General features: G+C 37.2%; 13 protein-coding genes and 1 pseudogene. 9 read left to right on the top strand and 5 right to left on the bottom strand.

The features are described 5' to 3' along the window. Positions 1–150 precede the first annotated feature (150 nt). Positions 151–522, top strand: coding sequence for a hypothetical protein (locus I5J82_RS14555; RefSeq protein WP_198768442.1), 372 nt, complete (start codon positions 151–153; stop codon positions 520–522). A gap of 155 nt (positions 523–677) precedes the next feature. On the opposite strand, the gene I5J82_RS14550 is transcribed toward I5J82_RS14555, so the two are convergent. Next, complete coding sequence (locus I5J82_RS14550; RefSeq protein WP_198768441.1) at positions 678–1,187, bottom strand: DUF2628 domain-containing protein; 510 nt, start codon at positions 1,185–1,187, stop codon at positions 678–680. Between the two features lie 327 nt (positions 1,188–1,514). Between I5J82_RS14550 and I5J82_RS14545 the strand changes: the two genes are divergently transcribed. The 3 genes from I5J82_RS14545 (at position 1,515) to I5J82_RS14535 (ending at position 2,930) form a co-directional block, all read left to right on the top strand. Further along, entirely contained in the window at positions 1,515–1,940 is a 426-nt protein-coding gene (locus I5J82_RS14545; RefSeq protein ID WP_198768440.1) for a hypothetical protein, read from the top strand. Positions 1,941–2,057: 117 nt separating this feature from the next. After that, positions 2,058–2,300: a DUF2584 family protein gene (locus tag I5J82_RS14540; RefSeq protein ID WP_198768439.1), complete on the top strand. Its 243-nt coding sequence runs from the start codon at positions 2,058–2,060 to the stop codon at positions 2,298–2,300. 123 nt (positions 2,301–2,423) lie between these two features. Next, the gene (locus I5J82_RS14535) at positions 2,424–2,930 is read left to right on the top strand and encodes a VanZ family protein (protein ID WP_198768438.1); all 507 of its coding nucleotides are present in this window, start codon (positions 2,424–2,426) and stop codon (positions 2,928–2,930) included. Positions 2,931–2,966: 36 nt separating this feature from the next. Here the strand turns inward: I5J82_RS14535 and I5J82_RS14530 are convergent, their stop codons facing one another. From I5J82_RS14530 to I5J82_RS14520, 3 genes and pseudogenes are all read right to left on the bottom strand, one after another. Further along, a complete protein-coding gene (locus I5J82_RS14530; protein ID WP_233096675.1) occupies positions 2,967–3,353 on the bottom strand; it encodes a hypothetical protein in 387 nt (128 codons plus the stop codon). An 87-nt stretch (positions 3,354–3,440) separates the two neighbouring features. Continuing rightward, positions 3,441–3,734, bottom strand: a pseudogene (locus I5J82_RS20395) (copper amine oxidase N-terminal domain-containing protein); the annotation flags it as partial. 327 nt (positions 3,735–4,061) lie between these two features. Beyond that, positions 4,062–4,799, bottom strand: coding sequence for a C39 family peptidase (locus tag I5J82_RS14520; RefSeq protein ID WP_198768436.1), 738 nt, complete (start codon positions 4,797–4,799; stop codon positions 4,062–4,064). Between the two features lie 228 nt (positions 4,800–5,027). Between I5J82_RS14520 and I5J82_RS14515 the strand changes: the two genes are divergently transcribed. The 4 genes from I5J82_RS14515 to I5J82_RS14500 all read left to right on the top strand — a co-directional run bounded on the left by I5J82_RS14515 (position 5,028) and on the right by I5J82_RS14500 (position 11,415). Further along, a complete protein-coding gene (locus tag I5J82_RS14515; RefSeq protein WP_198768435.1) occupies positions 5,028–6,998 on the top strand; it encodes an LTA synthase family protein in 1,971 nt (656 codons plus the stop codon). Positions 6,999–7,237: 239 nt separating this feature from the next. After that, positions 7,238–7,531 (top strand): hypothetical protein, encoded by a 294-nt coding sequence (locus I5J82_RS14510; RefSeq protein ID WP_198768434.1) that lies wholly within the window; start codon positions 7,238–7,240, stop codon positions 7,529–7,531. A gap of 249 nt (positions 7,532–7,780) precedes the next feature. Beyond that, on the top strand, positions 7,781–9,229 hold the full coding sequence (locus I5J82_RS14505) for an N-acetylmuramoyl-L-alanine amidase (protein ID WP_198768433.1): 1,449 nt from the start codon (positions 7,781–7,783) through the stop codon (positions 9,227–9,229). Between the two features lie 221 nt (positions 9,230–9,450). Further along, complete coding sequence (locus tag I5J82_RS14500; protein ID WP_198768432.1) at positions 9,451–11,415, top strand: S8 family serine peptidase; 1,965 nt, start codon at positions 9,451–9,453, stop codon at positions 11,413–11,415. A 93-nt stretch (positions 11,416–11,508) separates the two neighbouring features. Here I5J82_RS14500 and I5J82_RS14495 read toward each other — a convergent pair whose 3' ends face one another. Beyond that, the gene (locus I5J82_RS14495) at positions 11,509–12,528 is read right to left on the bottom strand and encodes a C40 family peptidase (protein WP_198768431.1); all 1,020 of its coding nucleotides are present in this window, start codon (positions 12,526–12,528) and stop codon (positions 11,509–11,511) included. Between the two features lie 556 nt (positions 12,529–13,084). Between I5J82_RS14495 and I5J82_RS14490 the strand changes: the two genes are divergently transcribed. After that, the gene (locus tag I5J82_RS14490) at positions 13,085–15,742 is read left to right on the top strand and encodes an S-layer homology domain-containing protein (RefSeq protein WP_198768430.1); all 2,658 of its coding nucleotides are present in this window, start codon (positions 13,085–13,087) and stop codon (positions 15,740–15,742) included. Positions 15,743–15,877 lie beyond the last annotated feature (135 nt).

The raw sequence follows: 15,877 nt of genomic DNA, 5'->3' as shown, positions 1-15,877 counted from the left end.
TTCTTTCCATGGTGGTTTTTTGTTTTATTTAAGGAAAAAGAGGAGAATGTATCAGCAGAGAGAAATAATAAGTATTATCTTTATGGATTGAAGTCAGGTAAACTAAATGAAACATCAATAGAGTAGAACATTTTTAACGGAGGTGTAACCATGAATTTATTCTCATCGATTACCGAAGAAAGTTTTGACTATTTAATACGTGATTATGGATTTTCTGAACCGGTTGATACAGATGGGAGTTGGAAGACAACCTTCTTATACACGAATGACCAACTAGCCATTGAAATTGAACTGAACTATCGCGATATGGATACTTTTATTTACTTGAGAAGTTTAAATCAAGATACAGAAGAACAATTGCACCGTATACAACTTGAAGAAATTCTTGATATTGAACCGGTTAAAAGTAACGGAGATCAAACAACAATTGAGCAATTTGAAAAAGGAATTCTAAATAAAGCAGCATTATTAGAGACGAATCTTAATCAAATCATACACAAAAAAGAAAAGATTTTTTCGTGAATTGAATATTTTTTAATCTAACAAAAGTGTCGCAACGAATATTCGTTGCGACACTTTTGTTTATTCCTATTTTCGATATTTAACCATCAAAAACTGTAATACTGACTAAACAAAAAAGATAACTCTATATTTCAGTTATCTTTTATGTAGATAATTTATGCTAAAGTAAGTGTCAATACTAGGGTAATAGCTAAATAACCAATAAACATTAAAACAGCTAAGAAAGCACCTTTCCTACTTGTGCCGCCACGTTTGCGAAGTTCGTGCATCTTCTCCTCTTCGCTGATAGAAAGCTGATTGACTTCTTGTACTTGTTTTTCAGCGTGCTTTCTATAAAACATATTACCTGTTATCCCTAGAGCACCGGCAAGTCCATATCCTAATCCTCTACTGATCGCTGCCCCATCAATACCAAGAAATAAAATGATAATGTCAATTACTAAAAAACCAAGAAGGATGTAAATAACAGGCTTGAGCATTTTTCGATATCCTAACCAAAAAAGGGGTAAAAAGAAGGCTGCCCAGTTCCAACTATTGTCTTTCTGCCACTTACTAAAGTAAAAGTCTCTCTTTTTTTCTCCTACAAATTCACCGAGTTTAGCTTGTTCACCACTATCAAGCATCCTATCGCTAGAATAACTTGTGCCTCCCTGAGTATGATCCATTAAACTTTACTCCTTTCATCATTAAATAGTGTTTTCGAATGCGCATTTAAAAGGGCAACGTAAAACCTAACCATTATATTCCATTTATTACAAAAGAGTAAACCTAAAAATACACGCAATAAGTTATTATGTAGAATGTCTTTCTGGAATAAACAAAATTAGCAAAAGTGTAATTGTGAGGGGTCAGACCCCTAGTCTGACCCCTCACAATTATGTAAATTTTTTCAAAAGTGCACAAAAGGGTTTAAATTTTCTAAAAAATATTGTAAAATAATTTGAAAATCATGTTTCGTTTTATCGGAATTGGGGAAGGAGAGTATATTTGGGGTGAAACATATTACATCGGGTTTTGGATTTGCATTTACATTTCTGTCGGCGCTTTTTGCTTTAGGACTCTATCAAACAGTGATGGTATGGGGGAATATTAATTTGTTCTTTGAACGAATTATGGGACTGACTTCAACTTCATTTATTTCTTCCATACTTCTATTCTGGTCGATTACTAGTGCCTTTTGGATTTTAAGTTTAAAAGTTTTAGACATTGCACACAAAACAGAGCTTTATAATACGAAGAATGCAGTCTTCGGTATGTTATTCTTGTTCTTCGCTGTTCCATTCGGAATTTGTGTACAAGTTTATCATGCACTCAACATCAATTCTGGTGTGACTACCATTACAACTGCCATGTTCATCATGACGATTGTTTCCTTTATCATCGGATTTGTATTCAAATTTAGAAAAACAGCACGATAAATAGCTACCAAGCTTGGAGAGAACGAATTACTTCTCTTCAAGCTTTTTTATTTCATTAGACGAACTTCTGAACTTCTTTTAAAATAGAGGTAAGAATAAGAGGGAGAGTGTTTCAAAATGAACATGCCTTTTAACATGCATACGAGCATCTTAACGAACGGGACGGAAAAACGTTTAGAAGGAAATACGTTTAAACTAGAGCTCGAGGGATACCACTTATACGTTTTGAACAACATTCAAAACGTACAAAAAACAGAGAAGTCACAACCCTCAGGTAAAGGAAAAGTGATTGAAATCAACTGGAAAGAGAACAAAACACAGCTTACATATGAACTTGTTGATTTACACAATGTAAATTAATTACTTCTCTAAAGTGTCAGTTTAATAAACTGATGCTTTTTTTTGTGAGTTTATGGGTCTTCTTCATAAAGATCTGGTTATGCTGTATAATGAACAATTACGAAGGATAAAGGAGTTTTTGCATTGAAATTAAAATTATATCAGTGGATTCCTGTTCTATTGATTGTTATAGGTGTTTTCTATTCATCGTCTCAGCCATATCAAAAGCAAGATGTTCGACCTGAGATTGGTAAATATGTAGATTTAGAAAAAGTCGAAAAAAACTTCAGTGACGTAAAAATCCATTATGCGGGTTCTGAAGTTAGTGTTGAAGCGCGAGGAGCAGCAAGTTTTATAGAGTTTTTTATTCGTAAAGGAGCTCACTTTACCGTTTTCTTTGCACTCGGGTTTTTCTCTTTCCGTGCTTTACGCATAAGTGGAAACAGAACGTGGAAGTCAGCCGCCATCGCTTTCGTACTTGTAGCAAGCTATGCAGCGTTTGATGAAACTCATCAAAACTTCACAGAAAATCGCACGCCACATGTTGAAGATGTAGTCATTGATATTACCGGTGGGACTACAGCCATACTTCTTGCCAGTCTCATCTACCGGAATAGACCTATTAAAAAAACCAGCTATCGGAATGTATAAACATTCATGGCTGTTTTTTTTTAAATGCTTTCCTTATTAAAAGGAAGTCCATCGTTTCAAAGTAATGGATATAACTTTTTCTTTATTGTACATAAATTCATACATATTCAATCCTTCATAGTAGGCATAGATCATATTTCCTGAAACATCATGTTCGTATACGTTTTCGGCAGGACCAAGCGCGTTAATAACATCATCTATAGTAATTGTTGCACGTGTAGGCTCGACCTTAATCGCGTTAACGTTGCCATTTTTAAATACTAACCAATAATCTCCATACATCCACTCTTCAAGTTTCTCTGTCTCATGAATACCTGGTCTGAAAATCTTAGGTGCCCCAGCTTCATCTAAAAGTACACCCACCCCATCGTTTAATCCAACTGGGAAATCTGGAAATTTTCCTTCTTTAAGTGTTTCAAGCATGTTTTCCTTTAATTGTTCTTTTGTAAAAGCGCGATCCTCAACAAATTCAAGATTTTCGTGAATATGGATCAGATTAAATGTCTTATGCCAGTCAACCTTATATCCCGTCGCTTCACCTATGAAACGTAATGGGACGAATGTGTAGTTGTTTTTTGCAAAAGGTGCTGCATCTAACTGAACGGCTTTTCCGTTAATATAGGCTGTTTTATTTCAAATTTGGAGTTTAATCGTTGTTACTTCTTTTTTCCCTGTAACCGTTTGAGTGTTTTGATCCCAGTACAGCTTGATACCTGCAGTTTCAAAAATCGGTCTCATTTCTACAAAAGTACGGTTGTTTTTAATAATCGGTGATGTTTGAAAATGAAGTTTGCCTCCATCCATGTACACTTTGATGGATTTTGAAGTAGCTGCATTCGTTTTTGTTGGATGAATCATCGTAGCAATAAGTACAAATGCAAATATCATAGCTAAACATTTTTTTAACCGTATCATTCTCCTCCTCTATGTTTACTTGAAGGTAAGACGAAGGAGAGAACATAACAGTTTCAAAAAATTGTAAAAACATTTAAATGGTAAAATGGGGATAGATCATAAAAAAACCGAAGTGGCTTTTTGGCTACTTAGGTTTTTTTATTTGAACTAAATTAATTGTCCACCTCACAAATACAAATCAGCTATTTATATTTGTAGGGGGTCTGACCCCGATCGTTATTTTATCGTTATCGCCTGCGCACCCATCTGCACCCAGGCTTCCTCGAAACCACTACGAGCTGCTTTTGTTTCTACACCAAGCGGATCATTAAAGTAAATAAATTCATCATCATACCCAGTGACGACCACAGAGTGTTCATTCCAAGTAATTTCCACTTCTCCTGTCGGCGTGTTCCATTTACGGAACTCTGACTCCGGAAGTTTTTGATATTTTGCGTTTATGATGACCCACACCGGTTTTTCATCGGATAAAGGCTGTAGCACTGCTTCCTCAAAAGATTGTCCACTTAAATCACTGACCTTACCGGGCAAATACTTTTCTGCTAAATCAGCCACAGGACCATGATAGACGCCATAACCCATCTTATCAAAAGTGTAGATATCACCAACAAAACCTTCGTTCGGATTGCCGTAATAATAAGTACCGTTGTCATTTTTATAAGGTGTGTTGTCTTTTTTTATTTCTTTGGCTAGTTCCATCTTTCCAACGTCCACGCCAGCATATTGAAGCAGCATCGCTAGTGAAGTGACTTCACAGCCTCTATCTAACTCGGGTTTTTGCATAATCAACGGAACATCTGAAATGCTTACTTCATCTTTTGCTTTCGCTACTTTCATATTAATAGTGGGGAAATCGTTCTGTACATTTTGTTTTTCAGCAACTGTTTGTTCATATACTGCGTAACTAACACCAATTAAAAATGCTGCAACTAATAGTAGAGTGATTCTTTTCATTAGTTAATGATCTCCTTGTGAGTCTTTCTTGTATTAGCGTACAACAACACGTTGAATAAATGAAATCATGTCATCATTATCCCCACAAAAAGGTACAAACGTTAGAACAATTTAAGATATAGATTTGGAAAAATAGGGAATAGGATGGATAACATTGAAAAATGTGTTCAAAAATAGTAGCATTTACATAATGGTTCTATATTAAAAGTAATTGTAAAGGTGGCTAAGATGAAAAAGCAAATAAAGTCGTTAAGCATATCTCTTCTCATTTATAGTATGTTTGTTATCCTCATCGGCTGGAAATTAACATGGTTTTCTAATCAGTCTGATACCCTTTTCTCGCAATACGGAATCATTGAAATGTTTAAACGATTGTTTAACTTCTTTGTGAATGATGCTTCTTTCTCACCACTAAGAGAAGGGATTCTGCTCGTTTCATTCGGAGCGATCATATTAGCTTCATTCTGGACAATTTTTCTGAAACTCAGAAAGCAATTGATTGCCCTCATCATCGTAGATTTTATACTTTCATTCATTATCCTAGCAGATGCGATTTATTTCAGATATTTCGAGGACTTGATCTCGAGCGCCGTATTATTACAAATAAAACAGATGAGCTCACTCGGCAGTTCGGTTGGTGATCTTTTTACTTGGAAAGATTTCTTATTGTTCGGTGATGTTCTGATTTTCACAGTACTCTTAGTAGTACTTTATAAAAAAATTCCACATAACAAAAACGCAAACCCTGCTCTTCGTCTTGCAACAGGTTTAGTTGCTGGTGCTGCTGGAGCGTGGCTGTTCTTCTATCCACTTCACGATTTCGTTGAAAAGGGAGGAGCTTACCTTTTTGATAAGACGTTATCGAGCATGCGGGTATACGAAGTAACAGGATTGTTCGGTTTTCATGGATTTGATACGTATAAGTACTTAGATGAGTATGTATTAAATAAGAAGGAAGTCAGTGCGAAAGATCGCAAAGACGCTCAAGCTTGGTTCCGGGATAAAAATAAGGAACCTGCTGTTCAAACAGTTTACGAAAAAAAAGCAGCAGGGAAGAACCTAATTATGGTTCAACTGGAGGCTTACCAAAGCTATGTTATCGATAAAAAAGTAAACGGACAAGAGATTACGCCAAACTTGAATAAGTTAAAAAAAGAATCACTCTATTTTAGTGATATCCATCATCAAACAGCGAGTGGACGTACATCGGATGCGGAGTTTGCAGCGAATACATCCTTCTATCCGCTTGCAACAGGTTCAGCATATGTAAGGTTTCCCCGTAACGAGTATGATTCGCTGCCGCTCATTATGAAAGAGAACGGATATGACACAGCAGCCTATCATGCATACAAACCTGGGTTTTGGAATCGTTACATCGTCTATCCAAACCTCGGATTCAATGAGTTTCATAGTATTGAAGATTTTAAAAAGGGTGAGCAGATCGGCTGGTCTTTAGGAGATGAATCTTTCTTCACGCAATCCGTTGATATTATGAAGGAAGGCGAAGATCCATTTTATTCATTTTTAATTGCCTTGACTTCACATTATCCTTACACGATGCCAGCTCAGTATCAAAACTTGGACATTGATGATGTAGGCGATGTAAACCTTCGAAACTATCTTCAGTCTGTTCATTATGTTGATCAGGCAGTTGGAACTTTTATAGAGAAATTGAAAAAAGAAGGCTTATGGGAAAACTCAGTCGTTGTCTTTTATGGTGATCATGATAGCGGATATATGCAGGCGAATACGGGCTCAACCCTATTTGCTAACACAAAAGCAGATAAACTTGGTGAGCTTGAAGTAAAGGATGGCATACCATTGTTCATGCATGTACCAGGTGTTGATGGAAAAGAAATAAACAAAGCAGGCGGACAAGTAGATATTATGCCAACGTTGCTGCATCTTTTTGGAATGAATAAAGACAACTACCATCACATGGGCCAAAACTTGTTAGATGATCAAGAAAGCTCTGTTGTATTTCGTTATGGTTCAGTTAAAACGGATAAATACTATTACAAAGCCGCCTATGATCTAAAGTTAGAAAACGGAACATGCTATGATATTGAGTCGAGACAGTCTGTTTCTGTAGAAACGTGTAAACCACTCTATGATAAAAGTATTGAGCATCTCGGGATATCAGATGATGTGATATTCGGGAATCTCGTTGAACTTTGGCGCAATCAATCAGTTAAATAATAGAAAGCTTTGGACCTTTGGTTCAGAGCTTTTTTTGTAGGAATTTTTTATAAGGTTGCTTGAAAACTAGCGCAGATTTCTATCATGTTCACAATTGTTTTAAAAAAATGTAGTGAACGTTTAAAAGGATAGGACGATATAAGACGTATGAATAATTAACTCAAAAATCAATTATTGTGAGATAATTCTAATAATGTAATTAATATTATAATTTATTCGTAACAGGGGTGGTAGCTTACATGGACAAAATCGGAATCAAGTTTACTTATTATCGTATGGGAACATCTATCTCAAGAATGACAGCTTATGAGAACATGGAAGACGTTGTAAATCGCGAATTAGAAAATGCGGCTGATGAGAGTATTAAAGAAGTGGTAGAGGCCCTAGGACTTGATCTTAACCAACTATCATACCCGTATCCAGCTTCAAGATTTTGCTTTTTTACCGAGCTAAGTTTTGACTCTGAGTCGGAAGTAACTACCGAAAGTAAACGAATTACCGTCGTAAACGATACAGTGGCAGTTATCGTTTAATAATAACAAATATGCTGATTTAAAAAGGGCAGATTTCTGTCCTTTTATTTTTTTAGCTAAAATTAGACAAATTGTGACCGATATTAATTTTGATATAGGAAATAGTCCTCCTCCAAAATATTACATCCTTACTAATGGTTCTACTTATTTCTACAAAGAAAATGATCTATTTTAGTACAAACTAAGTATATACCCTTTTGGAAGGAACTGTTAAACTATAAATAAATTACAATATTAGGAGGAATTTGGATGATAAGCAAGAAAGGTGTCGTCGCATGGCTAATCATGCTGATGACTGTACTTTGCTTCTCATCACCTGCGTCAGTTTCTGCTGCGTCTTTTCCTGATGTGTCAAAAAGTCATCGAGCTTACGATGAAGTTATGTATTTGGCCAACAAGAAAATTCTTAGCGGTTACACGGATGGTACGTTCAAGCCTGGTAGTTACGTAACACGTTCAGAAGCGGCTTCTATGATCGGACGTGCTCTTCATTTAAAGGGAGGGTACAGACAAACGGAATATCGTGATGTTCCAAAAGGTCACTATGCTTCAGGTTACATTCAGGATATGAGCAATGATAACATTCTGTCGGGTTATGGGAATGGTTACTTTGGTGTAAGTGATAAACTTACACGCGAGCAGATGGCTTCGATTTTATCGAGAGCTTGGACTTTCAAGGAAACAAGCAACCTATCATTTACTGATGTACCAAAAAGTTCGCCTACATATGTTCCAATCAACAAACTAGCAACAGCTGGTATTGTTGGAGGATATCCGAACGGAAAATTTGGTCCAAAAGATTATATCATGCGTGCAGATTTTGCGCTTATGCTAGCTCGGGTATTAAATCCAGAGTTTAGAAGTAAGCCAGCAGAGCCTAAGCCTGAACCGCCACCACCGCCAACTACCAATCCGATCGCTCAAGCTCAAGTGACCGCAGATTTCTTGAATGTAAGAACAGGTCCTGATGCTAGCAATTCTGCAGTAGGAATGCTGCGATACGGCACAATGGTGGATGTTTATACGAAACTATCAAATGGATGGGCATATGTTAAAGGTTCGTCACTGACAGGTTACGTACATGGTGGGTATCTTAGTTATGGAACGACAACTCCTGTAGACCCTTCTAATCCTTTAAAAGGTAGGATTGTCGTCATTGATCCTGGCCATGGTGGAACAGATCCAGGTGCACTAGGTTATGGATTGAAAGAGAAGGACATTACGTTGATTACGTCAAAGTTACTTCGTGATTATCTTGAAGAAGCTGGCGCGAAAGTTGTTATGACGCGTGATACGGATATATTCCATGCGTTAGAAAAGCGTGTAACGATTGCAAATGATGCAAACGGAGAAGTTTTCCTTTCGGTTCATGCCAACGCCTTTAATGGATCGGCTAACGGAACAGAGACGTATTACAACGAAGATAACAAAAAAAGCGCAGATAATAAGAAGCTAGCTACATTTATTCAAACGCGACTACTGATTCCTGAACTGGAAATGAATAATCGTGGTGTAAAAGAAGCAAACTTCTATGTCATCAAAAATCAAAACAAGATGGCGAGTTCTTTAGTAGAACTGGGTTTCATCGATCATAAATCGGATGCTCTTAAACTGGCATCTGATACATGGAGAAAGAAAGCCGCCTACCAGATCCACCTCGGCATCAAAGATTATTTCACGTATCTACAAAACAAGTAGGGCTCTGACCCCAAACAAATACAAATCTTCATTTTGTCCACATGGAAAGGACGCGCAGCGTCCTTTCCATGTGGACTTCTTTTATTTCAATTTGACAGCTTCGACAAAACTTCTTATTTCCTGCTATTGATTTACTAGTCAAAAAAACCGATAGTTAAGAAAGGGGTCTGACCCCAAACAATTTCTACTTTGTCACCATTTACTTCTATAGGGGGATTCATATGCTCAATATCAAATGGAAAATAGGGGCTGTTTTCATATCTGCTTCCCTGATCGCACCAATTGTTTCATTACCGTGGCAAACCCATGCAGCTACCCATACCGATAAAGAAACAGCTGCATCGGTAACACAATCTGCAAAACACGCTTACATAGTAGTCTTTCAAAACGGCATTGATGAAGAGTTACTCCAATCTTACGGTGCTCCTATCAAAGGAAAACTAGAGAGCATTTCTGCAGTTTCCACAATCCTTACTGAAGAAGCTGCGTACAAGCTTTCACAATTTCCGAGCGTTCGCTTCGTTGAACAGGACAAAACTGTACAGACTGAAGAACAATACATAAATCCATATCTAGCAAAACTCAACTTTCCACCTATAACCGATCAAAACACTTCTTACTATAGTGGTAAGGGAGTAAAAGTAGGGGTTCTTGATACGGGAATTGACACCAAACATGAAGATCTAAAGATAGCGGGTGGTGCATCTTTCATACCTGGAGCATCAACTTATAATGATGATAACGGTCATGGCACACACGTAGCAGGCATAATTGCCGCACAAGACAACGATTTTGGCATTAAAGGTCTTTCACCACAAGTAGAACTCTACGCAATTAAAGTTTTAGATAAAAATGGAGTCGGTCTTCATTCACAGATCATCAACGGAATTGAATGGGCTGTACAAAATAAACTAAACATTATTAACCTAAGTCTATCTAGCGAGGAAGGATCAAAAGCTTTAAGACTTGCGGTGGATGAAGCTCATAAGAAAGGTCTGCATATTGTTGCAGCATCGGGTAACCACACGGACACGACATTTAGCGAAGATCAGGCGGTAATGTTTCCAGCAAAATATGAAAGTGTAGTAGCGGTTGGAGCGATCGATCAATATGACAAGCATCCGAATTTTTCAGGCTCAGGTCCTGAACTTGAGATCGTAGCACCAGGTGTAAACATTTACAGTACGTTCATTCAGAACAATTATGAATTCCAAACCGGAACTTCAATGGCAACGCCATACGTGACTGCCATTTACTCGCTATATAAAGAAGCGTATCCGAACCTAACTGCTCAAGAATTACGCACGAAAATCAACACACAAGCTAAAGACCTTGGAGCACCGGGGCGGGATGTGAATTATGGATATGGCTTAATTCAAGCACCAAAACGCATACAACAGCCAAAAGCACCAAAGAACTTAACCTATAAAATTCTATCAAACGGAAAAGTTCAGTTAAATTGGTCAGCAATCGCTACAAACGAAGAAATCAGGGGTTATAACATCTATAGAGACGGCGTAAAAATCTCATCCACAGTTTCTCAGCCTTCATTTAGCGAGTCTATTAAACCAGGATTCTATAAATATGAAGTGACTGCGGTTAATGATGGTGGATTAGAATCTAGTAAGTCAGCAATTGAAACAAAAGTTTACGGTGTGTTTCCTGATTTCAAATCTTCTGATTGGTACAGCAAATATGTGTATGAACTAAATGCAAATCACATTCTCTCTGGGTATCCGGACGGCAAGTTTTATCCACTAAAACCGATAACCCGTGGAGAAGCTGTATCTATGATCGGGCGTGCATTAAAATTAGATGGAACACCACGAGCGACGCGTTATCCTGATGTGAAAAGTAGCTACTTTGCTTCTGGTTATGTAGCAACGATGTCTGAAAAAGGGCTAGCAACTGGTTTCTCAGACGGCACATTCAAACCAATGCAAACCATCTCACGCGGTGAAGTCATCGCTCTACTCGATCGAGCTTACAAATTAAAAGAAACAACAGGTTCAGCAAAATCTTTCAAAGACATCAAATCAGACTTTTATGCATATAACGCTGTACAACGATTTTCTGCCGCATCTATTGCAAATGGCTATAACGATGGCACGTTCAAACCGAACCATCCTGTAACACGATCCGAAATGGCAGTGTTTCTTGCAAGAACAATTGAAGAAAGCAACTAAAAAAAGCTGTTCTCCAACTAAAGGAGAGCAGCTTTTCAAATATTATGTAAAAAAATAGAAGCCACCTGAAACTTTTTTCCAGGTGGCTTCGTCTTATTTAACGGGTACAGTAGTAATTGCTCTGTAAAGGAATGCGGAGAACTCAGCGCGTGATGTTTTGTTCAGCGGTTTGAATGTGTTGTCTGTATAACCTGACACTAAGTTGTTTGCATTCAATTGTTGAATCGCATTGTATGCCCAGTAACCTTCTTTTACATCCGCAAATGATGTGGTTGCTTCTTTATCTTTTAAAGCAAATGTCTTTGTAATTAAAGCTGCGATCTCTTCACGAGTCATTTCTTTGTTCGGTTTGAATGAACCATCTGGATAACCAGAGATAATTCCAGCTTCTTTTACTGCGTTGATCGATCCAACTGCCCAGTGAGAAGTCTTTACATCACGGAAGTGGCTCATTTTTGTTGAAGCGTCGATCTTAAGTGCGTTTGCAACCATCGCAGCTGCTTCTGCACGAGTTACCGATTGAGTTGGCTTAAATTGGCTGTATTGATAGCCGCTCATAACATTCTTTTTGCTTAAATTCGTGATAGGCGTGTAAGCCCAGTATGTATTCGGTACATCATGGTATTGTCCTTTTGGAAGAACAGCAAGTGATGCAACTTTATCTTCTTCTAAGTAACGACGTGCTCCTAGATAACGAGAACCCCAGTAATAAGGATCACTTACAGAAGAAATCATAACTCCTTTTGATGAAGAAGCATGAATGAAATTCCCATCTCCTACATATATACCTGAGTGGGATGCGCCAGAGCTTGTTGTGGCAAAGAAAACCAAGTCACCTTGCTCTAGATCCGCTTTCTTAACGGAAGTTCCACCTTTATATTGCTCAGCTGCTGTTCGAGCAAGTTTAACGTCGTATTGCTTAAATACATATGAGTTAAAACCAGAACAATCAAATCCGGTTGATGGGGAAGTTCCACCCCAAGTGTACTTTATACCTATGTATTTTTTTGCTGTGGCGATTAAGTTCTCTTTCTCGCTTGCTTTTGCTTGTCCAGGTAAAAGAGTAAGTACTAATAGAAGAGATACGATCCATGCGCCTAACTTCTTAACCATAAAACACTACCTTTCCCCAATATGTGAGCTTATAAACTAGTAATTAGTGAATTTTCTATTATTTTCTACAAAAGTTAGCTTATCACATAATAGGACTTTAGTAGTTTACAGTTATGTAACAATTGTAACAGCTCTGTTTTATATTTTTCTGGAATAACAAGAAAATATTTCAATATATTTATTTTCATTTTTTACTAAACATTACTAAAAATGTGTCGATATAGAATACTGTAAGGGCAATCACCACTAAGTTTCGACCATTAAATACAATTATTGCTATTTTATAGAATTTATTTGAAACAAAAATCTTGCAAAAAATGAAATATATTGTAAAATAGTCGTAACAAGGTAAAACTTGCCACTTGTGAGTAAAGATGGCAATACAATAATATTTTGTATCTACTGGATATTTTTGTTGACAGACTATATACTCACAAATATACTATTTATTGTTAGACTTTGTATAATTTGGTATTTACTGATCTGTGGGCCCTGGGACTCATAGCTTAGTTAAATCATATATTAATAGTTACATATTAAGGGAGGAAATAACGCTATGGCGTCTAAGAACTATCGCAAATTCATGGCAACTGGTCTTACAGCAGCAGTCGTTGCTTCAGCAGTTGCTCCAGTAGCTAGTGCAGCTACATTTACAGATGTACCAGCAGGAGCTTGGTACAAGCAAGCAGTTGATTATGTTTCAGGAAAAGGGTACATGACAGGAACATCTGCAACTACTTTTGCTCCAACAAAAGATATCACTCGTGCAGAAGCAGCTACACTTTTTGCTAACAAGCTAGACCTTTACAAAACTGGTCAAGTTGCAGGTTATGCTGATGTAAAATCAGGAGCTTGGTACCACAACGCAGTTGCAGCAGTTAAAGAAGGAAACATCATGGGAAGCACTGGAGACAACATGTTCTCTCCAGAACGTTTAATCACTCGTGGTGAAGTAGCAGCTCTTATCGTTCGTGCATACGGACTAAAAGGAACTGGTGCATCTCATCCTTTCACAGATGTTGACAACAGCATCTTCAAAAACGATATCTCTACTCTAGTTGAGTGGAAAATCGCTGACGGAAAATCAGCTACTAAATTTGCTCCGACAGATCTAGTAACTCGTGCTGAAATGGCTGCTTTCATTCAAAAAGCTGATGAAGCTACTGCTAAAGCAGAAGTTACAGCTGTAAGTGCGATTAACGCATCTGATCTTAAAGTTAATTTAAGAGGTAATGTATCTGGACTTGAAATCACTAAGGATGATTTTGCAGTTAAAGTAAATGGGGAAGCAGTTACATTTACAGCAACAAAAGTATCCGATACTGAGTACAAATTAAGCTTAGTTAAACCTTTAAAAGAAGATGATAAAGTTGAAGTAACAGGTTCTGCTGACCTTTCTGGTACTGCTGCTGTAACTTATAAAACTTTAGTAGTATCAAAACTTGAAGGTGTTAGCACAACTGTATACACAAACGATGAGGGGCAAGTTTTAAAGTTAAAGGCAAACGGTTCTGAAACTTCTGCTTCTGATTTAGCTAAGGATGGATATTCAGTTACTTTCCGTGCAACTGAAGATGTTTTTGCTAATGATGCTTCATCTACAATGACTAGCTCTACTGGATTACTTGATAAAACAAAATTAGCTACACTTGTAGCTACTAAGAATTCTTTCTCATACAATGTTTCAATCACGAAGAACAATCAAGTAGTTGCTTCAGAGTATGTTACTGTAGCAGTTTATGATAAAACTAAAACTGGTGCTGCATCGATTGAAGAAGTTAACCTTTCTACAGCTGATATTGCTAGCGTTTCAAGTAATACACTTCTAGTAGGTGAAACTGGAACAATTGACAGTGTTGTTGCCGATTTACTTGATGGACGTCAAGATGTTGAACTTACTGATGCTACACTTAGCGGTTTACTATCATTCAGCTCTTCTGATGTAACAATTGCTGATGTATCATCTGCAGGTGTTATTACTACTAAGCGTGCTGGAACTGTTGATATTACAGTAAAATCTGGTGATGCTAAAAAAGTAATTACACTTAAAGTAGCTCCAAGTTCACAAGCTCGTGAATTATCTTCAATTAGCTATACTGGTGGTACTGTTAAATTAGTAAGTGGTACTAAGTCTCAAACAGTAAACATCGTAGCAAAAGACCAATTTGGAGATACATTTAAAACTGCTGGTGCTTCTGCTATTACAGTTCAACCAGCTGTATCAGGTACTGCAGAAATCGCTACAGCTACTGTAGCAGGCGCAACTGATACTTTTGGAAGAACAACTGTAACGGTAACTTCTAATGCAACTAACACTGGATCAGGGAACATTAAACTTGTTTCTGGTTCTAAATTACTAGCTAGTATTCCTGTATCTGTAGCATCTGCTACTGCAGCTGATACTAAAGAAGTTACTTTAAATGCTGATACAATTGACTTGAACCCAGCTGTAGATACTAAAAAGTCAATTTCAGTAACTTTAAAGCAGTATTATAACGGTCACTATAATGCAGACCTCGACTTGAATACACATAAAGTAGTAGTTAAAGATGCTGATGGTACTGTTGTTTATGAAGAAACTTTAGCTAACCCTACAGCAAATGTTAGTTTCTCAAGAGCAGATTTAATCTTAGATACTAAGCAAACAGCTATTGCAAATATCAATAAACTTGACACAGCTGTAACAACTGCAGCTGCAGCTCAATTACAAAACTTTGAAACTGGTAAAGGTGTAGTTGAAGTATACAGCGGTTCTACTTTAGTTGCAGCTAAAAACTTCAATATTATTGACAGCTCTGCTACAGTTTCTTCTGCGGCATTTGCTAGCGGAATTGATTTTACTGCAATCAATCAAACAAACTTAAAGTTATCTGAACTTGTTTCTACTATTACTACATCAGCATCTGCTTATGATGGAGTATTACGTTATGAAGTAAGCGATGCAAATAACGATGAATTAATCGTTTACTACAGCAAGTCTGCTGCGCCAGCTGCTTATGATTATGATAATGGTGACGTATTAGTAGGTAAAGTTATTGCAACTCCTATTGCACCAGCAGTAACAGGTGACATTGATTTCGTTGATGGTACAGCTTCTACAATTTCAGGAGTTACTTTAACTTCAACTAATCTAGTTGCTGGAGAAAAAGTACAGTTCAACGTTTACAAACGTGGAGATGTATCTGTAGCTAAAACAATTGTAACTAAGAAGTAATTAGGTTTTCAGCTCTGTAGAGAGAAATCTCTGCAGAGCTTTTTAATTAGAAGTCTTATAACATGGGATGCCAATTGCATTCCTCCCATTTCGAGAGATACTTCATAAGTATCTCTCTTTACTTTTATTAATTAG

The organism is Fictibacillus halophilus, from assembly GCF_016401385.1.
Classification (GTDB): domain Bacteria; phylum Bacillota; class Bacilli; order Bacillales; family Fictibacillaceae; genus Fictibacillus; species Fictibacillus halophilus.
This window is presented reverse-complemented; position numbering and strand designations above follow the sequence as displayed.